This is a genomic window from Mesorhizobium sp. Mes31 (genome assembly GCF_024519675.1).
Lineage (GTDB): Bacteria > Pseudomonadota > Alphaproteobacteria > Rhizobiales > Rhizobiaceae > Mesorhizobium.
The window spans coordinates 31,870-54,445 of record NZ_JALJRL010000016.1 but is presented as its reverse complement, the minus strand read 5'-3'; the positions used below and the strand labels follow the sequence as shown (position 1 = coordinate 54,445).

The 22,576-nt window shown below is 63.8% G+C and carries 21 protein-coding genes and 1 tRNA gene; 10 read left to right on the top strand and 12 right to left on the bottom strand.

The window, feature by feature from the left end; translation table 11 throughout:
* Nucleotides 1-26: 26 nt before the first annotated feature.
* From NR193_RS24180 to NR193_RS24170, 3 genes are all read right to left on the bottom strand, one after another.
* The gene (locus NR193_RS24180) at nucleotides 27-1,397 is read right to left on the bottom strand and encodes an ATP-binding protein (RefSeq protein ID WP_256753265.1); all 1,371 of its coding nucleotides are present in this window, start codon (nucleotides 1,395-1,397) and stop codon (nucleotides 27-29) included.
* Entirely contained in the window at nucleotides 1,394-2,077 is a 684-nt protein-coding gene (locus NR193_RS24175; RefSeq protein ID WP_091575911.1) for a winged helix-turn-helix domain-containing protein, read from the bottom strand. The genes NR193_RS24180 and NR193_RS24175 overlap by 4 nt, the downstream gene beginning before the upstream one ends.
* 132 nt (nucleotides 2,078-2,209) lie before the next feature.
* Nucleotides 2,210-3,004, bottom strand: coding sequence for a hypothetical protein (locus NR193_RS24170; RefSeq protein ID WP_256753264.1), 795 nt, complete (start codon nucleotides 3,002-3,004; stop codon nucleotides 2,210-2,212).
* 294 nt (nucleotides 3,005-3,298) lie between these two features.
* Here NR193_RS24170 and NR193_RS24165 point away from each other — a divergent pair, with 294 nt between their 5' ends.
* Nucleotides 3,299-3,934, top strand: a complete 636-nt coding sequence (locus tag NR193_RS24165; RefSeq protein ID WP_256753263.1) for an isoprenylcysteine carboxylmethyltransferase family protein — start codon at nucleotides 3,299-3,301, stop codon at nucleotides 3,932-3,934.
* Between the two features lie 11 nt (nucleotides 3,935-3,945).
* On the opposite strand, the gene NR193_RS24160 is transcribed toward NR193_RS24165, so the two are convergent.
* The 3 genes from NR193_RS24160 to NR193_RS24150 all read right to left on the bottom strand — a co-directional run bounded on the left by NR193_RS24160 (nucleotide 3,946) and on the right by NR193_RS24150 (nucleotide 5,558).
* On the bottom strand, nucleotides 3,946-4,158 hold the full coding sequence (locus tag NR193_RS24160) for a hypothetical protein (RefSeq protein ID WP_256753262.1): 213 nt from the start codon (nucleotides 4,156-4,158) through the stop codon (nucleotides 3,946-3,948).
* Entirely contained in the window at nucleotides 4,155-4,910 is a 756-nt protein-coding gene (locus tag NR193_RS24155; RefSeq protein WP_256753261.1) for a COG4280 domain-containing protein, read from the bottom strand. The genes NR193_RS24160 and NR193_RS24155 overlap by 4 nt, the downstream gene beginning before the upstream one ends.
* Before the next feature lie 162 nt (nucleotides 4,911-5,072).
* Entirely contained in the window at nucleotides 5,073-5,558 is a 486-nt protein-coding gene (locus NR193_RS24150; protein ID WP_256753260.1) for a hypothetical protein, read from the bottom strand.
* A gap of 183 nt (nucleotides 5,559-5,741) precedes the next feature.
* On the opposite strand from NR193_RS24150, the gene NR193_RS24145 reads away from it, so the two are divergent.
* Together NR193_RS24145 and NR193_RS24140 are read left to right on the top strand one after the other, a co-directional pair.
* Entirely contained in the window at nucleotides 5,742-6,143 is a 402-nt protein-coding gene (locus tag NR193_RS24145) for a RidA family protein (RefSeq protein ID WP_256753259.1), read from the top strand.
* A gap of 28 nt (nucleotides 6,144-6,171) precedes the next feature.
* The gene (locus tag NR193_RS24140) at nucleotides 6,172-7,407 is read left to right on the top strand and encodes an amidohydrolase/deacetylase family metallohydrolase (protein WP_256753258.1); all 1,236 of its coding nucleotides are present in this window, start codon (nucleotides 6,172-6,174) and stop codon (nucleotides 7,405-7,407) included.
* Between the two features lie 34 nt (nucleotides 7,408-7,441).
* On the opposite strand, the gene NR193_RS24135 is transcribed toward NR193_RS24140, so the two are convergent.
* The 3 genes from NR193_RS24135 to NR193_RS24125 form a co-directional block, all read right to left on the bottom strand.
* Entirely contained in the window at nucleotides 7,442-7,987 is a 546-nt protein-coding gene (locus tag NR193_RS24135) for a CatB-related O-acetyltransferase (protein ID WP_256753257.1), read from the bottom strand.
* Between the two features lie 387 nt (nucleotides 7,988-8,374).
* The gene (locus NR193_RS24130) at nucleotides 8,375-10,165 is read right to left on the bottom strand and encodes an NAD(P)/FAD-dependent oxidoreductase (RefSeq protein ID WP_256753256.1); all 1,791 of its coding nucleotides are present in this window, start codon (nucleotides 10,163-10,165) and stop codon (nucleotides 8,375-8,377) included.
* A gap of 115 nt (nucleotides 10,166-10,280) precedes the next feature.
* Nucleotides 10,281-11,225 (bottom strand): MurR/RpiR family transcriptional regulator, encoded by a 945-nt coding sequence (locus tag NR193_RS24125; RefSeq protein ID WP_256753255.1) that lies wholly within the window; start codon nucleotides 11,223-11,225, stop codon nucleotides 10,281-10,283.
* Between the two features lie 356 nt (nucleotides 11,226-11,581).
* Between NR193_RS24125 and NR193_RS24120 the strand changes: the two genes are divergently transcribed.
* The 5 genes from NR193_RS24120 to NR193_RS24100 all read left to right on the top strand — a co-directional run bounded on the left by NR193_RS24120 (nucleotide 11,582) and on the right by NR193_RS24100 (nucleotide 17,757).
* Nucleotides 11,582-12,409 (top strand): ABC transporter ATP-binding protein, encoded by an 828-nt coding sequence (locus NR193_RS24120; protein WP_256753254.1) that lies wholly within the window; start codon nucleotides 11,582-11,584, stop codon nucleotides 12,407-12,409.
* Nucleotides 12,406-13,254: an ABC transporter permease gene (locus NR193_RS24115; protein ID WP_256753253.1), complete on the top strand. Its 849-nt coding sequence runs from the start codon at nucleotides 12,406-12,408 to the stop codon at nucleotides 13,252-13,254. The genes NR193_RS24120 and NR193_RS24115 overlap by 4 nt, the downstream gene beginning before the upstream one ends.
* Before the next feature lie 129 nt (nucleotides 13,255-13,383).
* Nucleotides 13,384-14,550 (top strand): ABC transporter substrate-binding protein, encoded by a 1,167-nt coding sequence (locus tag NR193_RS24110; RefSeq protein WP_256753252.1) that lies wholly within the window; start codon nucleotides 13,384-13,386, stop codon nucleotides 14,548-14,550.
* 349 nt (nucleotides 14,551-14,899) lie between these two features.
* Entirely contained in the window at nucleotides 14,900-15,991 is a 1,092-nt protein-coding gene (locus tag NR193_RS24105) for a Gfo/Idh/MocA family protein (protein ID WP_256753251.1), read from the top strand.
* A 323-nt stretch (nucleotides 15,992-16,314) separates the two neighbouring features.
* Nucleotides 16,315-17,757 carry an amidase gene (locus tag NR193_RS24100; protein WP_256753250.1) on the top strand — a complete coding sequence of 481 codons (1,443 nt, stop codon included), beginning with the start codon at nucleotides 16,315-16,317 and terminating at the stop codon, nucleotides 17,755-17,757.
* A gap of 294 nt (nucleotides 17,758-18,051) precedes the next feature.
* Here NR193_RS24100 and NR193_RS24095 read toward each other — a convergent pair whose 3' ends face one another.
* Nucleotides 18,052-19,296 (bottom strand): Xaa-Pro peptidase family protein, encoded by a 1,245-nt coding sequence (locus tag NR193_RS24095; RefSeq protein WP_256753249.1) that lies wholly within the window; start codon nucleotides 19,294-19,296, stop codon nucleotides 18,052-18,054.
* 194 nt (nucleotides 19,297-19,490) lie between these two features.
* Between NR193_RS24095 and NR193_RS24090 the strand changes: the two genes are divergently transcribed.
* Nucleotides 19,491-20,222, top strand: a complete 732-nt coding sequence (locus tag NR193_RS24090) for a class I SAM-dependent methyltransferase (RefSeq protein ID WP_256753248.1) — start codon at nucleotides 19,491-19,493, stop codon at nucleotides 20,220-20,222.
* A gap of 263 nt (nucleotides 20,223-20,485) precedes the next feature.
* Here NR193_RS24090 and NR193_RS24085 read toward each other — a convergent pair whose 3' ends face one another.
* Both NR193_RS24085 and NR193_RS24080 read right to left on the bottom strand, forming a co-directional pair.
* Nucleotides 20,486-20,647, bottom strand: coding sequence for a hypothetical protein (locus tag NR193_RS24085; RefSeq protein WP_256753247.1), 162 nt, complete (start codon nucleotides 20,645-20,647; stop codon nucleotides 20,486-20,488).
* A 1,087-nt stretch (nucleotides 20,648-21,734) separates the two neighbouring features.
* Nucleotides 21,735-21,809: transfer RNA gene (locus NR193_RS24080), tRNA-Gly, on the bottom strand.
* Between the two features lie 219 nt (nucleotides 21,810-22,028).
* On the opposite strand from NR193_RS24080, the gene NR193_RS24075 reads away from it, so the two are divergent.
* Complete coding sequence (locus NR193_RS24075) at nucleotides 22,029-22,526, top strand: prolyl-tRNA synthetase associated domain-containing protein (protein ID WP_256753246.1); 498 nt, start codon at nucleotides 22,029-22,031, stop codon at nucleotides 22,524-22,526.
* Nucleotides 22,527-22,576 lie beyond the last annotated feature (50 nt).

Sequence of the window (22,576 nt, the reverse complement as noted above, 5' to 3'; positions counted from 1 at the left end):
GCCCGGGTTCTCGTCGGCTCGCACGTCTACGGGGCCGGTGGCTTGGCTCTCGGAAAACTCACGGTTACCGCCAGCCCCGGCCGGCAATCTTCGAGGACGACCGTCGCCCCATGCAGGTCGACGATGGCCCGCACCAGGCTGAGGCCGAGGCCACTGCCGGGCGTCGACCGGCTGTTGTCCAGCCGGTACAGCCGCTGAAACACCTTGTCGCGCTCATCGGCCGGAATGCCGGGCCCGTTGTCGCTGACCCTTGCAAGAATATGGTCGGCCTGCGGCGTCACCGACAATTCGATGGCGGTGCCCGGGGGGCAGTGCCGCAAGGCATTTTCCACGAGATTTGCGAACAGCTGCGTCAGCAGTTCACGGTCTCCATGGATCTGGCTTCCATGGAGCACCGTCGCCGACAAGGACTTTCCATCGTCCTCGGCAACACCGGCGTAGATTTCGGCGATGGTTTCCACCACCTCGCCGAGATCGACATCGGTAAACCGCGCCTTGCGGGCGCCAGCCTCGATCTGGGCGATCCGCAGCAGCGCGTCGAAGGTTTCGTTGATCTGCAGGCTCTCCGCATGCGCCTCGGCAAGTTCGTCGGAGACCTCCTGGCCCGACAGGTTCCTTTCCGACGCGGTATCTAGGATCATCTGCAGCCGGTTGAGCGGTGTTTTCAGGTCGTGCGCTATGTTGGCGCTGACCAGTCTCATGCCTTCGACCAGTCCCGACAGGCGATCGAGCGCCGCATTGACCTGGGTGGACACGACGTCGATATCGTCGCCATTGCCGGTCAGGGGGATGCGGGCCTCCAGCCGGCCATGCGAGACGTCCACCATCGTGGCGGCAATGCCGTCGAGACGGCGCTGGACGCGCGTGGCAAGCAGGGCACCGCCGGCCACCGCCAGCCCGGTGATGATGAGCGTTCCCCAGCCGAAGCTCATCAGCACCACCGTTTCCAGCTCCTCCGTCTCGGAAAGGCTGAAGGCGACGGTCAGGCTGTTTCCGCCGATCGAGCCGGAATAGGCGCGGTACTCGGTGCCTGGAGGCACGCCGGGCAGGACGGCGTCGAACATCGAGAAACCGTCGGGAAGCCCCGCCGCGGTGAAATTGCCGGCCACGTGGTTTCCGGCAGGGTTGGTGAGCGAGAAGAGCTGCTCCTTCTTGGGGCTGAGCTGCGAATGGCTCGTGACCGTGGCGATCAGGTCCTCGGGATCGGTCTCATAGGTCGCCGCCACGACCGAGTAGGTTTCCTTGATGGCTTCATCGAGCCGCTCGGCAAGATCGGCGCTCATCATCTGGTAGACGATGGCGCCCGACAGCACGAAGGCCAGCACGAACAGGAAGGCGAATGTCAGGGCAAGCCGAAAGGGCGTGCTGCGCAGCAGACGGGCTCTCGTACCCGTCATGGCGCTAGCGGTGCATGCAGACTGTAGCCGGTGTTGCGGACCGTGTGGATGAGTTGGGCTTCGAACGGCTTGTCGATCTTGGTCCGCAGCCGGCTGATATGGGTCTCGACCACGCTGGTCTTGGGATCGAAGTGAAAATCCCAGACGCGCTCCAGCAGCATGGTGCGGGTGACGACGCGTCCTTCGCCGCGCATCAGCACCTCTAGCAGGCTGAACTCCCTCGGTTGCAGGTCGATCGGATGGCCCTGCCGGGTGACGCGTCGCATGATCAGGTCCATCTCGAGGTCGGCAACCCGCAAAACGGTCTTCTGCTCCTGCGCGGCCGGCCGGCGGCCGAGCGCGTTGATGCGGGCAAGCAGCTCGGAAAAGGCGAAGGGCTTGACCAGATAGTCGTCGCCGCCGGCCTCGAGGCCCTCGACGCGGTCGTCGATGCCGCCGACGGAGGTGAGAAAGATCGCCGGGGTCCGCACGCCTGCCGCGCGGATCGCCTTGACCATCGACAGGCCGTCGAGACCGGGGATCATTCGATCGGCCACGATCACGTCATAGCCGCCGCTGGCCGCCGCGAAAAGCGCGTCGTGTCCGTTGCGCAGCAAGTCGCAGACATGACCGGCCTCGGTCAATCCCTTGACGATGTAGTCGGCCGTCTTGAGGTCGTCCTCGACAAGAAGAAGTCGCATGGCTGTTCCGGTTTGTTGCCGACATCGGGGATAGGCTAGCACCGGCATGGATCCGTTCCTAGGATATCACGAGCCTGAACCCGCGGCGGCTCGCAGCGGGCTCATGGTCCGGGTTTCTGGCGAAGTTTTGTCCTAATCCGACTCCAGCAGGATTTCCTCGGCCTCGTCGGCCGTCTCCCTCAGCGTCATGTAGAGAACAAGGGCAATGATGCAGCCAAGGAACATCAGGCTGGTGAAGATGGTGCCGAAACCGAGGCCGCCATATTCGACCGGCTGCGACAGCAGGTCGCCGAAAGAGGCGCCGAGCGGCCGTGTCAGGATATAGGCGAGCCAGAAGGCCAGGATGCCGTCCAGATCGAGCAGGTAGTAGGCAAGCGCAATGAGCGCGATGGTGCCGCCGAACAGCAGGCCGGTGGACAGATAGCCCAACTCGAAGGTCTCGGCGACGAGATCGCCGGCGGCGGTGCCGAGCGAGAAGGTGAAGAGGATCGCCAGCCAGTAGAAGATCTCGCGCCTGGTGGTGAAGATGGTGTGGATCGACAGCGTTCGCTCGCTCGCGTACCAGACCGCGAATGTCGCGGCGAGCGCGACCGAGAAAGCAATGGCCGTCGTCTGCAGGCGCGCGCCGAAATTGTCGACGAGGTTGTCCGTGACCAGGGTTCCGACGACGCTGATCAGCACCACCGCCAGCCAGTAGGCCCAGGGCACGTAGCGTTTTTGCGCGAACTGCAGGACAAGGGCGGCGGCCAGGACAGCGGTCATGATCAGCGACGTGACGGTGAGCCCAAGCCCAAGATTGACGGCAAGATAATCGGCCGCCGTTTCGCCCATGGTCACCGCCATCAGCTTGATCAGCCAGAAATCGAGGGTGACGTCCGGAACCCTGTTGTGGCTCGGTTCGGTGGGGTGCGTGTCGGGCGAGAGCATGGCGGACGTCCTGAGGCTGATGGTTCGCGGAATTGTTGCCCATGACCTTCATCGGGCGAAAAGCCGTCGCCGCGCCGCTCGAACCCGGCCAAGCGGAAATGAGCCGGCATCCTAGGCAAGGAAAATCACGCTCGCCTGTCCGGCAGCTTACAATTTCGTAAGAATGGCCGCGGGCCGCGCAAAAGGCCTTTACGAACGCCACGCGGTGCGCCGATAGAAGGCCATTGCCTTGCATCCGCCATCAATGTCGTGCCCCAGTGCCACCGGGTTTGTCAGGACCCCAAGGAAAACGCGATGACCTACGCTTCCCTCAAGCCGGTTTCAGAAGCCTTCGTCCAGCGCAAGCGGCTGATCTTCGTGCGAGCCGCGGCGGTGCTTGCGGTGCTGCTTCTGCTGGTTGCCAAGCCAGCCCTGATCGAGGGTTCGAACGGACATGAAACGCTCGAGCTCTTCGGCTTCTGCCTAGTGCTCGTCTGCGTTGCCGGGCGGCTTTGGAGCATCCTTTATGTCGGCGCCAAGAAAAACCAGGAACTGGTGTCGGCGGGACCGTTTTCGATAATGCAGAACCCGCTCTATTTCTTCTCGACGGTCGGGGCGGTCGGGGTCGGATTGATCTATGGCTCCCTGCTGGCGGCCGTGGCGCTCGGCCTTGCCAGCTTCTTGATCTTCCGGGTCACGGCGCGCAAGGAAGCCGAATATCTGCTGGGCAAGTTCGGCCCCGCCTACATTGCCTACGCGCGCAACACGCCCCGGTTCTGGCCGAACCCGTTGCTGTACCATGACCTCGACGAGCTGCAGCTGTCGACGCGGGCGCTGAAGCGTACGTTCTACGACGGGCTCTATTTCCTTGCCATTTTCCCGGCCATTGAACTGGTCGAGCATTTCAGGGCGACCGGCCTGCTGTTCCAGCCCTTTGTCACGCTCTATTGATCATCGGCTGGTCATCGACGCCGCGATGCGGCCCGCCGCACGCTCCGCGCGAGAATAGCCAGGCAGCCAATCAGCAGCAGGATGCCGCCGAGAAGCGGCGGCAGCGCCAGCAGCTTCACCGCCGCGGTGATTCCGGCAATCAGGATCAGCGCCAGCAGCGCCAGGCTGCCATCGTCGATGAACATGCCGGCGAGCTCTTTCAGGACAATACGCACGATGTTCATCGAGGACGTTCTCCGGCCGGAGCGGGATGGGCGTCGCGCAGCCAGCGGACGATGGCAAGGGATGCGAGCGCAACGACCGCGAAGATCGCCAGCAAGGCGAGATCGGCGCCGGGCCAGTCGGCACCGATACCTTCACCGGTCCAGAAAATGCCAAAGCTGGTCAGCATCAGGCCGACAACCAACTTCAAGGCATTTTCGGGAACGCGCGCCAACGGGCGATGCACGGCGAGGCCGATGACCATCACCAGGACGAACGCCGCCAGCGCTCCAAGGCTTGCGTTGAGTGTCTGTCCATGCGCCCCGCCAACCGCGATGACGATGAACACCACCTCGACACCTTCCAGCAGCACCGCCTTGAATGCCGCCAGCCCGGCCAGGTAGTCAGCCCGGCGATCGCCGGACTGCCGGCGAAGCGCCGCAGTCTCCTTCGAGAAGGCCGCCTCCTCGTCATGCAACGGAACAATTCCGATGCTGCGCAGGATGGCCTTGCGCAGCCACCGCATACCGAACAGGATGAGCAACACGCCGACGGCGAATTGCAGGATGGTGATGGGAACAAGCGCCAGCAATGGTCCGAAAGCCAGGACGAGCGCGGTCAGCACCGCCAGTGCCAGTACAGCGCCGGTCAATGCCGGCCGCAAGCCCCGGGTCAGGCCGACCGCAAGCACGATCGTGAAGGCTTCGACCATCTCGACGAACGAGCCGAGAAAGGCCGCGCTTATGGTCGAAACCAACGGTGCTAGATTGGTCATGGCTCCTGTCCTTGGGAAAGCACTCTTTCCAGCATAGACATCGCCACGGCGTCCGACAGCGAATTCTTGCAGATCCGAATGCAACGGGACGAGGAGGGGCGAGGGTCTGGGCAATATCATAGCCGGCTAATGAGCGTTGCGCCCTCCGCCTTTCCCGAACCTCTAGCTGCCGAGCGGGTGCGGCATGTAGCCGACAAAGCCCGCGATCTTCCAGCTGCCCCCGACCCTGGTGCAGAAATACAGCGTCTGCCATTTCAGCCTGTCGACGCCGCCGTCCGCCTTGGCGACGGAGCCGTCGAATTTCTTGTGCAGCACGGCGCGGTCGCCATCGACATCGATGTCGCGCATGTTGGTGACGCGAAACAGCGCCTCGCGCAGCGGCTCGGCGAATTTCGTCGCCGCGGTCTCCTTGGCCTGGCGCAGCCACTCGTCGCGATAGACTTCCAGCCGGGGAAACTGCAGCCGCCAGGCGTCGGCATTGCCGAGGAAATGCGCGTGCATGCCAAAGAAGCTCGAGGCCACGAAATCATCCTCGACCATCGACCAGTCCTGGCTGATGAAAGCATCGATGTCGCGCCGCACCAGCATTTCCCAAAGCGCGTGGCGATCGGCGTCGCCGGCCGGAAACGGGTTCTTGTCGTAGGTCATTGCTGTTTTCTCCGGTCTCGAAATGCGTCTGTCCGTTGCGGCTGGAAGACTGCCTGTCAATGGGTACGATGCAGGCGCCTCTGTAATAAAGCAACATGGATTTCGAAGAATGTTGCTTTCCAACAAGGCCTCTATGAGGATCGCCCCGATCGGGGTAAATGTCGATCGAAGCGGGAGCCGCCCATGGCGTCCCGTCGCGTCATCAGAGGAGGCTGTGCCTTGCCGAAGCAATGTTTTGGAACGTCCCATGTGCCGTTGTCGCCGGCCGTGCGGGCCGGCGATTTGGTCTATGTCTCCGGCCAGGTTCCGGTCGGCAGCGACGGCATCGTGGTCAAGGGCGGCATATCGGAACAGACCGAACAGGTGCTGTCGAACGTCAGGGCGGCGTTGGCGCTTGCCGGCTGCACCATGGACGATGTGGTCAAGACGACGGTCTGGCTGGAAGATGCGCGCGATTTCGGCGCCTTCAACGCCGTCTATGCCAGGCATTTTCCCAAGAATCCGCCGGCTCGCACCACGGTCGAATCGCGGTTGATGATCGACATCAAGATCGAAGTCGAGGCCGTCGCCTATCGGCCGGTCTGACGGCAAGAGACGACGGAGGCAGGTGCCGATGCAATTTGATCTGCTGATAAAGGGCGGCCGCGTCATCGACCCGGCCACGGGTCTTGACGGGCAGCGCGATGTTGCCATCACCAATGGCCGTGTTGCCGCGACCGAAGCCGCGATCGATGCCGAACACGCAACGCAAGTCATCGATGCGAGAGACTGCATCGTCACGCCCGGCCTGGTCGACCTGCACAGCCACGTCTACTGGGGCGGCACCTCGCTTGGCGTCGACGCCGACCGTCTTGCGGCCAAGAGCGGCACCACCACCTTCATCGATGCGGGCAGTGCGGGCGCGGGCAATTTCCTCGGTTTTCGCCGCCATGTCATCGAGCGCTCGAAGGTGCGCATCCTGGCCTATGTCAACATTTCCTTTGCCGGCATCTTCGGCTTCTCGCAAACGGTGTCGGTCGGCGAGTGCAGCGATCTGAGGCTCTGCGATCCGCGCGAGGTCGTCGCCGCGGTGCGCGAGCACGCCGACGTGGTCGTCGGCGTGAAAGTTCGTTCCGGACGCCATGCCGGCGGCACCAGCGGCATCGCTCCGGTCGATCTCGCGCTGGAGGCGGCGGACAAGGCCGGTATGCCGCTGATGGCGCATATCGACGAGCCGCCGCCCGGCCGCTCGGAAGTGCTGCCGCGCCTGCGCAAGGGCGACATCCTCACCCACTGCTTCCGCCCCTTTCCCAACGCGCCGGTGTTTGCCTCCGGCGCGGTCAGGCCCGACATGCGGCTGGCGCGCGAACGCGGCGTCATCTTCGACCTCGGCCATGGCATGGGCTCGTTCGATTTCGCGGTCGCGAGAGCCATGCTCAAGGAAGGGCTGGCGCCCGACGTCATCAGCAGCGACGTGCATCTCTACTGCGTCGATGGGCCGGCCTTCGACATTCTGGTCTGCATGTCGAAACTGCTGGCGCTCGGCATGCCGCTGGTCGAGGTCCTGCGCGCGGCAACGCAGCGTCCGGCGCAGGCGATCGCCCGGCCTGATTTGGGCACGCTGGCGGTCGGCACCGTCGGCGACGTCGCCGTGCTTCGGCAGCGCCCGGGCCGCTTCACCTTTGTCGATGCGGTCGGCGCATCGCTGGTCGCCGACCAGAGGCTGGTCTGCGAAGGCATCGTCATCGGCGGCACCTGGTGGCCGAACGAGGCGGCAAACGATGCCGGCGAGACCGAACGTTTCGAGGCGCATGCCCGCCACACCCATGTCGATATTGCGGCCAGGCATTTTGGCCACAGCCACGATTGAGCAGCGCGGTGCGCGTTGATGAGCGCCGGCGTGGTTACGCCGGCTCCGCCGCGCTCAGGAACCGCTCGATACCCGCCGTCGTCAAAAGCTCGACGCGTTCGCGGATCAGATCGTCGCTCCAGTTCCACCACTGCAGGGCCTGCAGGCGCTCAATGACCTCGGGCGCGAATCGGTAGCGGATGATACGGGCCGGATTGCCGACCGCGACGGCATAGGGCGGAATATCCCTGGTGACGATGCTGCCGGCCCCGACGACCGCGCCGTTGCCGATTGTGACGCCGCCAAGGATAATACAGCGGGCACCAAACCATACGTCATGGCCGACCGTGATTGGCCCTTTGCCGACCGTGCCCGGCGCATTGCGGATCTTCCCGTCCACAAACTGGATCGGAAAGGTGGTTGCGGTGTCGACGCGATGTTCGGCCGCGCAGATGAAGAGTACACCCGGCCCAACCGAGCAGAACGAGCCTATTCGCACCTGCACGTTTTTATGCGGAACGAAGAAAGATTCCTTGGTGAGGCCGTAGGTGTGACGACCGATCTCGACACCGGGCAGCGGCGGCAACGCTACCTTCTTCAACCCCAGTCTTATGCGAAGTCCTCTTAGCAGTCCCACCGGCTTCCCCCCGGAAATTGCCAGGCAATACAGGGGGATTACTCACCGTATCTGAAGAGTGTGCAAGTAATTTCGAGTAGCGGCCCGATTGGCCGATCTCCCCCTAGGGGAAGATGGGCGGCAGGCCTGTCTTTTGGCTGCGCGTTTGGCGAAAGGGCTTCCCCCACTCCGTCGCTGCTTCGCAGCGCCACCTCTCTCCCCTCCGGAGGGAGAGGAAGGGCGCCAAGGTTGGCGAACGCGCGCCTTTCCTCTCCCCCGTCGATTGGGGAAGAGGTGGCGAGCGAAGCTCGTCGGAGTGGGGGGCGATCTTCCATCGAAGCAGTGCTTCCGCCTTGATTGCCAAGTCCTGCCTCACCGCCCCGAATTGCTCGGCTTCCCGTAAACCGGCGTTGCGATGCCTTCCATCCGTGCCTTGATCTGCAGCGCCACATATTTCGAATAGAAGCGCGACAGCGCCAGGTTGCCGCCGTGGAACCACAGTGCTTCCTGCGCCGTCGGCTTCCACATGTTGCGCAGCTCGCCCTGCCATGGGCCGGGGTCGCCCTTCACGCCCGAGCCGAGGCCCCAGCACGGGCCGACCTTGTCGGCGACCTCGCGCGAGACGATTTGCGCCACGGTCTCGTTCATCGACTGATAGCCGGTGCAGGCGATGATCGCGTCGGCGGCCAGTTCGCTGCCGTCCTCGAAAAGAATGCCTGTCGGCGTCAACGACTTGATGGCGACGCCACTGCGGACGCCGATCTCGCCGTCGATGATCAGATCGGAAGCGCCGACATCGATGTAATAGCCCGAGCCGGTGCGGTAGGCCTTCATCAAAAGGCCGGTCTCGTCGTCGCCGAAATCGATGGCGAAGCCGGCGGCGCGCAAGCGATCATAGAAGGCGGCGTCGCGCTTCTTGATCACCTCGTAAAGCGCCCGCTGGCCCTTCGGTACCAGCGCGAAGGGCGTCGAGGCGACGATAATGTCGGCCTTCTCGGTGGTGATGCCGCGCGCCAGTGCGTTTTCGGAAAAAATCTCGAAGCCGACTTCCATCAGCGTGTCCGACTTGACCACCGTGGTCGGCGAGCGCTGGATCATGGTCACCTTCGCGCCGCTTTCCCACAGGTCGACGCAGACGTCATGCCCCGAGCTTGCCGCGCCGATGACGGCAACGCGTTTGCCGCGAAATTTCTCGCCGCTGGAATACTGGCTGGAATGCAGCAACTCGCCCTTGAACGTTTCGGCGCCGGCCAAGTCGATCCGCCGCGGCGGGCCGTAGGCGCCGGTGGCAAAGACAATGTGCTTCGGCTTCAGCGTGATGCGCCGGCCGACGCGGTCGACGACCACCGTCCAGACCTTTTCGGTCTCGTCATAGGAAGCGCTGAGGCATTTGGTGGCGACCCAGTAGTTGAGTTCCATGACGCGCGTGTACATTTCCAGCCAGTCGCCCATCTTGTCCTTGGGCGTGAACACCGGCCAGTTTTCCGGGAACGGAATGTAGGGCAGATGGTCGTACCAGACCGGATCGTGCAGCACGAGCGTGCGATAGCGGTTGCGCCAGGAATCGCCGGGCCGGGCGTTCTTCTCGATGACGATGGTCGGTACGCCCAGCTGCCGCAGCCGCGCGCCGAGCATGATGCCGCCCTGGCCGCCGCCGATGACGAGGCAATAGGGCTGCTCTTCGGCGCCGAGTTCACGCGTCTCGCGCGCCCGCGCCTCCGACCAGGTCTCGCGCTCGGGGTCGGCCTTGTGGCGCACGCCGAGCGGCCGCGCCGGTCCCTTGCGCTCCTCGAACCCCTTGAGCTCGGTCATCGCCGTGAACAACGTCTGGCAGCGTCCGTCGCGCAGCCGCATGGCGCCCTGGCCTGTAGCCACCGCGGTTTCGAAGCTGAACCAGGCTTCGATGGTGCCCTCGTCCGAGGTCGCCTCGCCGGTCAGCCGCCATGCTGTAGGCTTCGTCGTCGGCAGCGTCGCCCGCAGCATGTCGGCGATCGCCTCGCGGCCTTCCATAGTCGTGACGTTCCAGGTGAAGGTCAGAAGGTCACGCCAGTAGCAATCATCGACGAACAGGTTGCTCGCTGCCGCCACGTCGCCCGCTTCGAGCGCCCGCGCGAAAGACCCGAGCCATGCGGCGGCCTGTTTCGATGGTGCCATGTCGAGCATTCTTTCCCTCTTGCTGCGATGCCCAATTTGTATTGGGACGATAATTGTCGAGCCCGGCGCTGCCCCTCATCCGCCTGCCGGCACCTTCTCCCCGTGAACGGGGAGAAGGAAAGTACTAATCCCCGAGCGGCTCCATCTCCTTGCCGGTGCGGTGGATCTGGGCGTTGTACTTGATGCGGCGCACGGTTTCGCGCGCCGAGCCGTCGAGCCTGTAGGCGGAAGCCACCGCCATAAGGTCGATCGCGGCCAGGAAGGCGAAGCGCGACGCCGTCGGCTTCAGCGTGTCTGGATATTCGGGCACCGCCACCGTCAGCCTGACGTCGCAGACGCGCGCGAGTTCGGTGTCGGGCGCCGTCACGCCGATCGCATTGGCGCGGTAGTGCTTGGCGAGTTCCACTGCCTCGATCACCTCGCGCGTGCGCCCCGTCGCCGAAATGGCGATCACCAGGTCGCCGGGTTTCAGGGTCGAGGCGGTCATCCGCATCAGATAGGGGTCGCACTGGGCGCTGACGGTGATGCCGTAGCGAAACAGCCGGTACTGGGTTTCCTGCGCCAGCGCCGAGGAGCTCCCGCCGAGGCCGAAAACGGTGACCTGGCGTGCCTTGGCGATCAGTTCGGCCGCCTTCTGCAGCTGCCCCGGGTCGAGCTGCCGCTCGGCCTCCTGCAGGGCCCGGCGCGCTTCGCCGAACACGGCGTTCCAGAACGGCATGCCGTTGTCGCCGCTCGTGGCGGGTGGCTTGCTGAGGTAGAGCGCGCCGACGACCAGGCTCTGCGCCAGCTTCAGCTTGAAGTCGCGCACGCCCTCGCAGCCGATGGCGCGGCAGAACCGGGTCACCGTCGGCTCGCTGACCCCGGCGCGCTGGGCAAGTGCGGCATTGGAAGCGTCGACCGCGTATTTGACATCGTCGAGCACGACATCGGCGACGCGGCGCTCGGCAGGGCGCAATTCGCTGTAGGAATCCTTGACCAGCGAGATGATGTCGGGAATGCGCCGGACAGGCTCGCGCCCCTCCGCATCGCCACTCGTGAGCCGCCGGTCCTGGCTGTCAGCTTCGGTCATGAAGTCAAGTCTTTCCCTGGGTTGCGGAGCTGACTTCTTACCATGGTTGCACGCTGTCGTTCCATGCGTTCGGGCACGCCACAACTGCCGCGTGTCGCCAATGCATATCGCCTTCGCCGCTTGTCTCTCACAACCGCACGTCTCGCGCCGCATCCGCCCGACGGCACTGAGTATGTAGGAAAGCAACATGCATTTCAAGGTTAAGAAAATGCAATGAAAACAGAATGATAACTGTAATGAGGCTATTTTGGCGACGAAGCCTCCGACTCCCCGCTTGACAGGAAAGTAGGATAGTTACAGACTGTTTTCGCGGTCGGATGAACCTGTTGGATCATCGCGCGATCTCCGAGGGGCGCATGAACTTGGGCGATGCACCAACCCCGAAGCTTGGCGTGCAGGCCGCGACCAAGATCTATCACACGGCGTCCGGCGATCTGCTGGCGCTTGACCGCTGCAGCCTCGATATCAAGGCCAATGAAATCGTCTCGATCGTCGGTCCTTCCGGTTGCGGCAAGACGACGCTCCTGTGGTCGATGTCCGGCCTGCACAGCCTGACCAGTGGCGAGATCCGGCTCGACGGTATCAAGATCACCGGCCCACGCCCGGACATTGGCATCGTCTTCCAGGAAGCGAACCTTTTGCCCTGGCGCAATCTCGACGCCAACATCCGCTTCCCCTTCGAGATCAAGGGCGAGAAGCAGGACCGGGCTTGGATCGCGCATCTGCTCAACCGCGTCGGGCTCGATGGCTTTGGCGGCAAGTTTCCGCGCGAGCTTTCGGGCGGCATGCAGCAGCGCGCGGCGATCGTGCGGGCGCTGGCGCTGAAACCCTCGGTGCTGTTGATGGACGAGCCGTTCGGCGCGCTCGACAGTTTCACCCGCGAGGAGATGAACCGGCTGGTCGAGGAGATCTGGCTCGACACCAAGACCACCATCGTCTTCATCACCCACAGCATCGAGGAAGCGATCTTCCTTTCCGACCGCGTGGTGGTGCTGAGCGCGCGGCCGGGCCGCGTCGCCAAGGAATATCGCGTGCCGTTTCCACGGCCGCGCTCGCTGGAGATCATGGCGACGAAGGAAGTCTTCGACCTTACCAACCGGATCAAGATGGACATCGTCGGCGAACGCACGCGACCGAAGCCGGCGGAGCGCCCGAGCGCCGAGATCGTGAGGATCAGACCGTGAGCGGAGGCGACGCAATACCGGAGTTCTCGAAAGCCAAGTCCGGCGATGGCCACGAGGTCAGCCTGACCAACCTGTCGGCCTTCGCCAGCGGCCCCGGCATCAAGTCGGGCAAGGAGGTGGCGGCCATCATAGCCGTCGCGGTCATCATCGTCGGCGGCATCGAACTGGCGCTGCGGCTGTTCCATGTGCCGCTCTACATCATGCCGCCGCCGAGCTCGATCGCCTATGCGCTGTTCGACGAGTTCCCGCTGATCGCGCCGCATCTCGGCTACACGCTGGTCGAACTGGTTTCCGGCTTCACCATCGGCGCCATCATCGGCCTGGTGCTGGCCGCCGTCATCACCCAGTTCCCGTTCGCCGAAAAGATCGTCGCGCCCTACATCCTGCTGCTCGTCACCACGCCGATGCTGGCGCTGGTGCCGCTTCTGATCCTGCGCTTCGGCTTCGGCTACACGCCGCGCATCATCGCTGTCGCGTTGGCCGCCGGGCCGATGGTGATGATCAATGCGGCCACCGGCTTTCGCCGCGTCGACAGCGCCAAGATCGCGCTGGCGCGCTCCTATGGCGCCAGCACCTTGCAGATATTCTGGAAGATCCGCGCGCCGATGGCGCTGCCGATGATCCTGGTCGGCCTGATGATCGGCGCGATCTTCGGCCTGTTGACCGCGGTCGGCGCCGAGATGGTCGGCGGCGGCTTTGGTCTCGGCAACCGGCTGACCACCTATTCGTCGATGATCCAGATGCCGCAGTTCTTCGCCGTGGTGCTGATCCTGTCGACGCTCGGCATCCTGATCTACGTGCTGTTCTTCCTGATTGGCAAGAAATGGGCGAGCTGGGAGGCATAGGGCAAGTCGCCCAAAAATGCGCGGCGGTTTGGGACAACGACATGCACAAGACAAGGACTTAACGCAGACGCAATGACGGCGCCCGGGAGGCGGGCGACAGGGCCGACAATCAACAAGAAGGGGAATGTCATGACCAAAGAAAATGCGATCAGCCACAAGGCGGGGATCAGCCGCCGCTACTTCCTGCAGGTCACCGGCGCCGGCCTGGTGACGGCCACGGCACTCGGCGTCACGGGCCTTGAGGCCAGGGCCGAGCCCTATGGCAAGTTCACCTGGATATCACCGCGCGGCACACTCGAAGTGCTCGACGACTATCCCTACTGGGCGGCGAAGAAGGCCGGCTATTTCGACGGGCTCGACACCGACATGCAGCCGGGTCCGTCGGACGGCACGGCGACGGTGAAGTTCGTCGATGTCGGCCAGGCCGACATGGGCTTTCCATCGCCCGGCGTGTTCTCCTTCGCCATCCAGAACGGCATGAAGCTGAAGTCGGTGTTCCACATGGGCGCGCGCGACACGTTCAGCTTCGCCTTCCGCAAGGGCGAAGGAACGAAGGACCTGAAGACGCTCGAAGGCAAGACCATCCTGCTCGGTTCCGCCGCCTGGCAGTCGATCACCGACCCGCTGCTGGCAGCGCAAGGCGTCGACATCAAGAAGGTCAAATATGTCGAGGCCGGCTGGCCGACCTGGGGCACGGCCCTTGCCGGCGGCCAGGGCGACGCCGCCCTGTCATGGGAGGGCCTGCGCGCCGAATGGATCGCCAAGGGCCTTGACTTCGAATACTGGCTCGGCGTGCAGAACTCGAAACTGCCGGCCAACACCTTCGTCGTGCGCGCCGCCGATCTCGAGGACCCCGACCGCAAGGCGTTCCTGGAAAAGTACCTGCGCGGCTGGGCGATGGGCCTCGAGTTCGGCTACCAGAATCCACGCGCCGCCGTCGAAGCGGTGTTCGAGCAGTTCCCGACGCTGGCCAAGAATCTCGGGCCCGAGCTTGGCACCACCTCGATCCTGCAGCAGATCAACGTCTTCCGCGGCGACATGGACAAGCGCGGCGGCTGGGGCTCGCACGACATGGCGAGCTGGCAGGGCTTCTTCGACGAGATCCACAAGATCGGCCAGATCACCAATCCGGTGAAGGCCGAGGACGTCTGCACCAACGATCTGATCGGCCCGGCCAACGACTTCGACAAGGCCAAGGTCAAGGCCGATGCCGACGGCGTCAAGCTGTCGGAAGGCTTTGCCGCGCTCGATGTCGAGAAGATCAAGGCGCATCTGTTCGATTCGGCGGTCAAGTAAGGACTGCAAACGGGGCTATGTCGGCGCTGCCCCTCTTGGCTCCTTTCCTCTCCCTCCGGAGGGGGGAGAGGTGGCGCCGTGAAACGGCGACGGAGTGGGGGAAGACGTTCGCCAAACGCGCAGTCGCCGCAAGACAGGCACAATCTGGCGAGCAAGTAACCTCAGGCGGGTGCGAAGGTCGACCCCCACTCCGTCGAGCTTCGCTCGACACCTCTCCCCCGATCGACGGGGGAGAGGAAGGGCAGGGCAATGAGGGGCGGCACCGACCTGAGGTGATTGTCCCAGCCAAAGATTCGGGCGGCAAGAGCTTTTGCCGCCTAAGGTTCAATCAAGAATTTGGGAGGCTGAAATGGCCGACAAGGTAAAAGTGCTGGTGGTTGGTCTCGGCAATATGGGCGCTTCGCATGCCAGCGCGTATCACCGGCTCGACGGCTTCGAGATCGTCGGCATCATGAGCCGCTCGATCAAGAGCAACAAGAAGATCCCGGCCGAACTGGCCGGATATCCGCTCTATGAGGATTTCGACCAGGCGCTGAAGGAGACCAGGCCGGACGCCGTCTCGATCAACAGCTGGCCGAACACCCATGCCGAATACGCGCTGAAGGCGATCGCGGCCAATTGCCATGTGTTCATGGAAAAGCCGCTGGCCACCAACATCGAGGATGCCGAGAAGGTCGTCGCCGCGGCGCGTGCGAAAAACCGCAAGCTGGTGCTCGGCTACATCCTGCGCGTCCACCCGTCGTGGATCAAGTTCATCGAAGTCGGCAAGACGCTCGGCAAGCCGCTGGTGATGCGCCTCAACCTCAACCAGCAGAGCAGCGGCAGCGCCTGGCACTGGCACAAGAACCTGATCGATTCGCTGATCCCGATCGTCGATTGCGGCGTGCATTATGTCGATGTCATGTGCCAGCTGACCGGCGCCAAGCCGGTGCGCGTGCACGGCATCGGCGCCAAGTTGTGGGCGGAAGCCGACAAGCAGAATTACGGCCATCTGCACGTCACCTTCGATGACGGCTCGGTCGGCTGGTACGAGGCCGGCTGGGGTCCGATGATGAGCGAGACGGCCTATTTCGTGAAGGACGTGGTCGGCCCCAAGGGCGCGGTGTCGATCGTCGCCGGCCAGCAGGCGAGCAGCCCGACCGAGCTCGCCGAAGTGTCGAATTCCGCCGACATCGACCGTCACACCAAGACCGACGCGCTCAAGATCCATTACGCACAGGTCGACGGCGACAAGAATTTCTCGAAGCCGGACGAGATCGTCAGCATGGAGGACGAACCCGGCCATCAGGAACTCTGCGACCGCGAGCAGGCGTTCTTCCTGCGCGCCATCCGCGAGGATCTCGACCTCACCGAGCAGATGGATGCGGCGGTCAACAGCCTGCGCATCGTGCTGGCCGCCGAACAGAGCATCGCGCTGGGGCGGACCGTCGAGCTGGCCTGAAGTGACGCTCCCTCATCCGGCCGCTTCGCGCATGCATTGTGCTATGCTGCGCTGGTCGACCCCCACTCCGTCTCGGCTTCGCTGAGACACCTCTCCCCCGATCGACGGGGTAGAGGAAGGCGCCAAGCTTTTTGCCGTCAACGCTTTTCCAACGGGGCTCCCTTCCTTTCCCTCCGGAGGGGGGAAAGGTGGCGCTGCGAAGCAGCGACGGATTGGGGGAACCACGTGGCAATCAAGTCGCGGGCCGATCAGTCACGCCAGTCGAAGCGGAGGCTGGGTGAGGGTGAGTCTCTCAGCCACCGATCCGACAGAAGGAGCAATACATGGCCGCCGTCACCGACAGTCTGCTGAAAACCTACGCCGAGTCCGACGCACTCGATCTGGCAGGGCTGGTGCGCGGCGGTCAGGTTTCGCCAGCCGAATTGGTCGAGGCGGCGATCACGCTGGTGGAGCGGCTCAACCCCGCGCTTAATGCGGTCATCCATCGCCTCTACGACATGGCACGCGCCCAGGCGCAGACGGTCGACAGATCAGCACCCTTCGCCGGCGTGCCGTTCCTGCTCAAGGAATTGGCCTCGTCCTGGACCGGGGCGCCCAACACCAACTCCTGTTTCTACCTGAAAGACGTCGTCGCCGATTTCGACACCGAAGTCGTCCGCCGCATGAAGGCGGCGGGGCTGGTGCTGGTCGGCAAGTCGAACGCGCCCGAGAATGGCTGGTCGATCACGACGGAACCGAAACTCTACGGCCCGACGAAGAACCCGTGGAAGGAGGGCATCACACCCGGCGGTTCGAGCGGCGGTGCCGCCGCGGCCATCGCCTCACGCATGGTGCCGATTGCGGAAGCCAGCGACGGTGCCGGCTCGATCCGCATCCCGGCCTCTTGCTGCGGCATTGTCGGCCTGAAGCCGTCGCGCGGCCGCGTCAGCCTCGCGCCTTTCGGCGACTATTGGTATGGCGGCGCCTATTTCCTGTGCTGCTCGCGCACGGTGCACGACACGGCGGCCTATCTCGATGCCGTGGCCGGCGCGCTGCCGGGCGACCCCTATACGCCGCCGGTTCCCGATGGCAGCTGGCTCAGCCTGTCGGCGCGGGCGCCGAGGACGCTGCGCGTCGGCTTTTGCGTCACGCCGCCCAACGGCACGTCCATCGACGCGGAGGTGAAGGCGGCGGTGCTGGCGTCCGTGGCGGCACTCGAGCGGCTGGGGCACCATGTCGAGGAGCACGACATGCCGCTCGACGCCAATGCGGTGTGGAAGACCTACACCAACATGACCTGCGTGCAGACGGCGGCGACGTTCGACTACCTTGAAACGGTGGTCGGCCGGCCGGTGACGCCAGGCGATGTCGAGCCGGTGACCTGGGCGATCATCGAGCGCGGCCGCGCGACCAGCGGCGTCCGCCACATCTCCGATGTCGAGCAGCTCAGGCAGGTGGGCCGCGACATCGTCGGCGATCTCGCGGCCTACGATCTCTTCATCACCCCCACGCTGACGCAGCTGCCGCGCCCGTTCGGTTATTACGACATGTCCGAGACCGACATCGACCGCTACAACGCCAAATGGACGGACGCGGTGTTCGCCTTCCCCTTCAACATTTCCGGGCAGCCGGCGATCTCCCTGCCGCTCGGCTGGTCGAAAGGCGGCGTGCCGATCGGCGTACAGCTGGTCGGCCGCTATGGCGACGAAGCGACGGTGCTGGCCGCGTCGGCGCAGCTGGAGCAGGAGATGCCGTGGAGGGATCGGCGACCGCCGATAAGCGCTTAGCAAGGGTTGATCATTCAACGGCAATAGCATGACTTCGAGATTGGTCGAATCGCCCATCGCTTCGTCATTCTGGGGCGGAGCTAGGAGCGTAGCGACGTAGCGCAGACCCCCAGGATCCATGCCGCGTCTTCAAAGCGTTTCAGCGGTTCAGAATTCTGCTCTGCTGCACTCTCCGGCCAAGGTCCTGGCATGGATCCTCGGGTGTCCGCGAGGGAGCCTCGCTCCTGCTCCGCCCGTGGATGACGAAGGTGAAGGGGCCTCGGCCAATCTCCAGGGGGCAGATTTGAAGCCCTGCTATCCGATCGTTTCCAGCCGCCTCGGCAGGCGGTTCATGGCAACGGGCCCATCCGCCGTGATCAGGAACTGGTCCTCGAGATTGAAGCTGGCGAGACCGTCGATGTAGAGCGGGATCTCGAAGGCCAGCACCATGCCGGCCTCGACCACGACCTCGCTTTCGGCCGCAATGAACGGCCATTGCTCGGAGAATACCGACTGGCCGACGCCATGGCCGAAATGACCGCGGCGATACGAGCGCAGACCTTGCCGTGCCAGGCTCTCGGTCGCTACGCGATGCACGTGGGCGAGCGAGGTTCCGGGGACAAGCGCGGCCAGCCCGTCCTCGAAGGCCCGTTCGGCGATCGCATGCAGTTCGGCCTGCTCGGCGGATGGCGGCCCGAAGGTGAAGTTGCGCGACATGTCGGAAGCGTAGCCGCCGACGGTGCAGACCATGTCGCACTTCAGCGGATCGCCGGGCATTGCCTTGGCATCGGCACCCTTGGCCCGGGCGCCGAGCGTCACATATTCGGCGGTCGCGACCGGATGGGACAGTCCGGCCGCGGCGGTGGCGACGCCTTCGCGGTAGAGGGCAATGAGATCGGCCTGGCGCATGCCGGCCATGGCATCCACCAGCAGCCGCTCCAGCCCGGCTTCCGACAGGATGACGCCTTGCTGCAGGAGGTCGATCTCGCCTTGCGACTTGATCGCCCGCAACCTGTCGAGGATCGGCGAGCCGTCGACCATCGCGCAGGCCGGCAACATCGCCTGCATGGCTAAAAAATCGGCGGCGGCTATGAAATCGAGATCGACGCCGATCGTGGCGCGGTCGAGCCCGAACCCGGCGAGGATCTGCTTCAGCTGATGGACGGAATTGGCGAGCTCGAACGTCGCCGGCCGGGAAAAGTCCGGCGCGCGGCCGGACGAGGCCAGGCCGGCCTCGATGCGTTGCGCCAGCTTTTGTCCGGATGTCGAGGCGTCGAGGGTCGCGGATTCGATCCAGATCGGGTGGCCGCGCACGACGGCATCCGGCACGGCCCGTTGCAGCTGCGCCGCGTTGAAATCCGCCACCACCACACCGATCGGCAGGTCTTGCCGGGCCGGGACGACGACGAAGCCGGCGCCGGCCCGCTGGAACAGGCCCGCCGGGCCGATCGACGCGCCGGTCGCATAGTGGAATGCCTCGGGCGCGCACAGCACCAGCGCATCAATGTTGGCGCGTTCCATCAAATGCGTCGCGCGCTGGCGGTCGACAAAGCCCGTCATGGATCTCTCCGGATGTCCGAAGCGGCAACGGAGCATTCCGGGGATCGACGATCAAGTGGGAAATACCGGCAAGCGGCAACCTGCCGGCCGGCAAGATTTCACAGGGCCCGAGCGGCGAAGGAGAGGCTGCCTGGTCTTTGCCGGATCATGGAGCGTGTTATGCATGCGAGGCTCCCAAGGATCGCGATCTGCAAATGCCTTCACTCAAGCAACTTATCAAAAAGCCGATCTATGCACTCAGTTCGCGTTTCGCGACCGGCAAGCTGGAACGGGCGGTTCGAGAAATTGAAAATGCGAAAAGGGAAGAGCTTTCACGCAGCACGTTTCTCGAGGCGAAAATCCGCCAGATTGGCCTGCGCTACGACCGGCGTGGGCTGTATGGCGAGGATGTCAGGAACATGAATTTCCACGCGCCCGGTTTGTGGCAGATTCCGAGGCAACTGGCGGAAGCCATGGTGCTGTTGGCCAGCCAACCGATCGGCAGCTTTCTTGAGGTGGGAACTTGCGACGGATTTACCTTTTCCTTCATGGCGGCGTGTCTGTCGAGGCTCAATCCCGGCCTGAAGGCGACGACCATCGATATTGCTTCCACCCTTCCGACTTCCGCGCGCATCGTCTTCAAGACACCCGTCGCGTTTCTTGCCGGCAAGACGTCGGACGCGTTCGCCGATGAAGCATTTGACCTCGTTCTTATCGACGGAAATCACTCCTACGAATGGGTTGCCCGCGACTACCAGAATGTCGGTCGGCAGGCGCGCCTCTGCATGTTTCACGATATCAACGATCGATTTTGTGGAGACGATGCGGTCCCGAAATTCTGGAGGGAGCTAAAGATCGAGGAATTGGGACGCGCTGATTTCCATGAATTTCTATTTCACTCCAATTCCGACAGAGTCATGGGAATTGGCATCCGGATCAAACGCTGAACAACCACGCTACGTGGCTCCGCGATCACGCCATAGCCGCACCCCGGCCGGCTGACGCATATTGCGATTGCGGCGGACGTAATGTCCGCTTGGCCGGCGTCACCCTAAGCCCACCCCGCCCAACTGGCGCCGGCCATTTTCATCCGCGATTCTTCGGTTTCGCTCTGGCAGAAAGCGCGGGCCCCATCAGGGCCGGAGTGAGGCTGCGGAAGGCTTGATCGTTACCACCCACGCCGGCGGAATTGCGGCAATGGATCTCCTCCCTACAGGTCGAACAGCTCGTCCTTCACCTCGTCGAGCAGATCGGGCCGGTTGTTGCGCGGGTTGCCAACGTCGCGGCCGATCTTCCACATGGTCATCAACTCTTCTGGAACCGGCTTCATCAGGTGTCCCGGGTCGGGATCGGTCAGCCGGGCGTTCGCCATAGCCGAGCGCACCCAAGCGCAACGCTGCAACATGTCCAGGGAGCCATTCCCTACGGCTCGGTGTCGCCGATAGGCTTAGTTGCGTGGCGGCTAATAGACCGTAATTTAAGCAAGCGGGGGACATAGAACCTTCCCGCGGTGGCCGGTGTGGTGCGCAGCCCAGAGACCCCCAACCGCACCGGCCATTTCGTCCACGAGTAAGTGGCGCGCCAGCTTCGGTGCCACGCAGGCCCCATGGGCTTGCCTCCCCCTACCTGTGAGGATCTGGAGGGTGGGCGGTCGAAAATGCGTCCGGCCCACGCGGAGGCGGCCGCCTTTGCGGTAAGCAGCTTCGCGGCCGAGGCCGGAGGCTATGGCCGCCGGAGTTCGACCCAATGGCCGAACGATCACTATCCAAATGGAGAAGGCAGCACGAACTGGATCCCATCTAAATTGGGCCTCGCCAGCAATGGAGGCCCACATGAGGTTCGTTGCGCTGCAAGATCCGGCCGACAATTGGCTGGTCTATGATCTGTTTTCCGAGATGCCGGCAAGTTTGTCCGGCAGAGTGCTCATTGGCCTTCCGCGAGAAGACGCAGAGCATCTAACCAACCGGGCGAATATGAAGTCCGCATCCGGCGGGTGGGACCTCGGCCATTTGGCCCTCCGCTCGAATGTTCACCCACTTCGCAGCGCGCGCCAGATGTCGGTCCGATAGGCGGCAATGACCGATGCGTCCGCCGCAGCCTGGCAGTCAGAAGCCGGTGCTGGGTTAATCAGCCCGTCTCGGGTAGTTTTGCCCCCACACCGAGACGGGCTGTGGAAGCTGTAGAGGCAACTTCCGAGCCTTGGCCACGGGGAGTTAAACCAAGGCAAAGTCAGAACTTCGCGACGAAAAGAATGTTCCCCTCGGCATTCGCATCGGGCACGCCCTGGCCAGCCAAGCCCGCTTCTGGACTTCAAGCCGAAACAATCGCGTGCTTCTGTCGGGTCCGCCTGCGGCGGCGGGATAAAAGCGCAGGTGCTGCCCTGGTGCTGCCCGAAAAGCGAAAAGGCCGGATCAATGTCCGGCCTTTCTTCGCAAATGCTTGATTCCCTGAGAGGAAACTGGAGCGGGTGAAGCGATTCGAACGCTCGACCCCAACCTTGGCAAGGTTGTGCTCTACCCCTGAGCTACACCCGCTCACACGGCGTCTTGGCCGCAAGCCGGGCCTATATGGCTGAAGAGCGCGGCGATTGCAACAGGGAAATATCAGGCTTTTTGCAACGCGGCGGGCGACGCCGGCAGGCCGCCGGCACTATGTGGCGGGCGCGTTGACCATCATGTCGCATGACGGTCTTGTGTCGGCCGCACCATTGGCCGTAAACGGCATGGCAGGAAACGGGACGAAGAAGAAAATCGATGCCGAAGACCGAAGCCGAATTGATGAGCTTTCTTGCCGACCTCGGCATTGCCGCCTCGACGCGGCGCCATCCGCCGCTGTTCACGGTTGCCGATTCGCAGGCGCTGCGCGGTGAAATCGCCGGCGGCCACACCAAAAACCTGTTCCTGAAGGACAAGAAGGACAATTTCTTCCTGGTCACCGTTGGCGAGGACGCGGTCGTCGACCTCAAGCAGATCCACCACGAGATCGGCGCCGCCGGCCGTGTCTCCTTCGGCAGGCCGGAGATGCTGATGGAGCTGCTCGGCGTCGTGCCGGGCGCCGTCACGGTCTTCGGTCTGGTCAACGACACGGCGGGCAGGGTCAAGGTCGTGCTCGACAGGGCGCTGATGGAGCATGCGGTGATCAACGCGCATCCGCTGACGAATGAGGCGACGACCTCGATCGCGTCGGCGGACCTGATCAAATTCGTCGAGGCAACCGGGCACGATGCTGCTATCTTGAAAGTCTCCGCGTGATCGCCACATGGATGGCTTGAAACCGATGCGTCAAGGGATATGGCGCTGGG

Coding starts and splice junctions, on each gene's coding strand:
- NR193_RS24180 (WP_256753265.1), bottom strand. CDS start 1,397: ATGACGGGTACGAGAGCCCGTCTGCTGCGCAGCACGCCCTTTCGGCTT.
- NR193_RS24175 (WP_091575911.1), bottom strand. CDS start 2,077: ATGCGACTTCTTCTTGTCGAGGACGACCTCAAGACGGCCGACTACATC.
- NR193_RS24170 (WP_256753264.1), bottom strand. CDS start 3,004: ATGCTCTCGCCCGACACGCACCCCACCGAACCGAGCCACAACAGGGTT.
- NR193_RS24165 (WP_256753263.1), top strand. CDS start 3,299: ATGACCTACGCTTCCCTCAAGCCGGTTTCAGAAGCCTTCGTCCAGCGC.
- NR193_RS24160 (WP_256753262.1), bottom strand. CDS start 4,158: ATGAACATCGTGCGTATTGTCCTGAAAGAGCTCGCCGGCATGTTCATC.
- NR193_RS24155 (WP_256753261.1), bottom strand. CDS start 4,910: ATGACCAATCTAGCACCGTTGGTTTCGACCATAAGCGCGGCCTTTCTC.
- NR193_RS24150 (WP_256753260.1), bottom strand. CDS start 5,558: ATGACCTACGACAAGAACCCGTTTCCGGCCGGCGACGCCGATCGCCAC.
- NR193_RS24145 (WP_256753259.1), top strand. CDS start 5,742: ATGGCGTCCCGTCGCGTCATCAGAGGAGGCTGTGCCTTGCCGAAGCAA.
- NR193_RS24140 (WP_256753258.1), top strand. CDS start 6,172: ATGCAATTTGATCTGCTGATAAAGGGCGGCCGCGTCATCGACCCGGCC.
- NR193_RS24130 (WP_256753256.1), bottom strand. CDS start 10,165: ATGCTCGACATGGCACCATCGAAACAGGCCGCCGCATGGCTCGGGTCT.
- NR193_RS24125 (WP_256753255.1), bottom strand. CDS start 11,225: ATGACCGAAGCTGACAGCCAGGACCGGCGGCTCACGAGTGGCGATGCG.
- NR193_RS24120 (WP_256753254.1), top strand. CDS start 11,582: ATGAACTTGGGCGATGCACCAACCCCGAAGCTTGGCGTGCAGGCCGCG.
- NR193_RS24110 (WP_256753252.1), top strand. CDS start 13,384: ATGACCAAAGAAAATGCGATCAGCCACAAGGCGGGGATCAGCCGCCGC.
- NR193_RS24105 (WP_256753251.1), top strand. CDS start 14,900: ATGGCCGACAAGGTAAAAGTGCTGGTGGTTGGTCTCGGCAATATGGGC.
- NR193_RS24100 (WP_256753250.1), top strand. CDS start 16,315: ATGGCCGCCGTCACCGACAGTCTGCTGAAAACCTACGCCGAGTCCGAC.
- NR193_RS24095 (WP_256753249.1), bottom strand. CDS start 19,296: ATGACGGGCTTTGTCGACCGCCAGCGCGCGACGCATTTGATGGAACGC.
- NR193_RS24090 (WP_256753248.1), top strand. CDS start 19,491: ATGCCTTCACTCAAGCAACTTATCAAAAAGCCGATCTATGCACTCAGT.
- NR193_RS24085 (WP_256753247.1), bottom strand. CDS start 20,647: ATGGCGAACGCCCGGCTGACCGATCCCGACCCGGGACACCTGATGAAG.
- NR193_RS24075 (WP_256753246.1), top strand. CDS start 22,029: ATGCCGAAGACCGAAGCCGAATTGATGAGCTTTCTTGCCGACCTCGGC.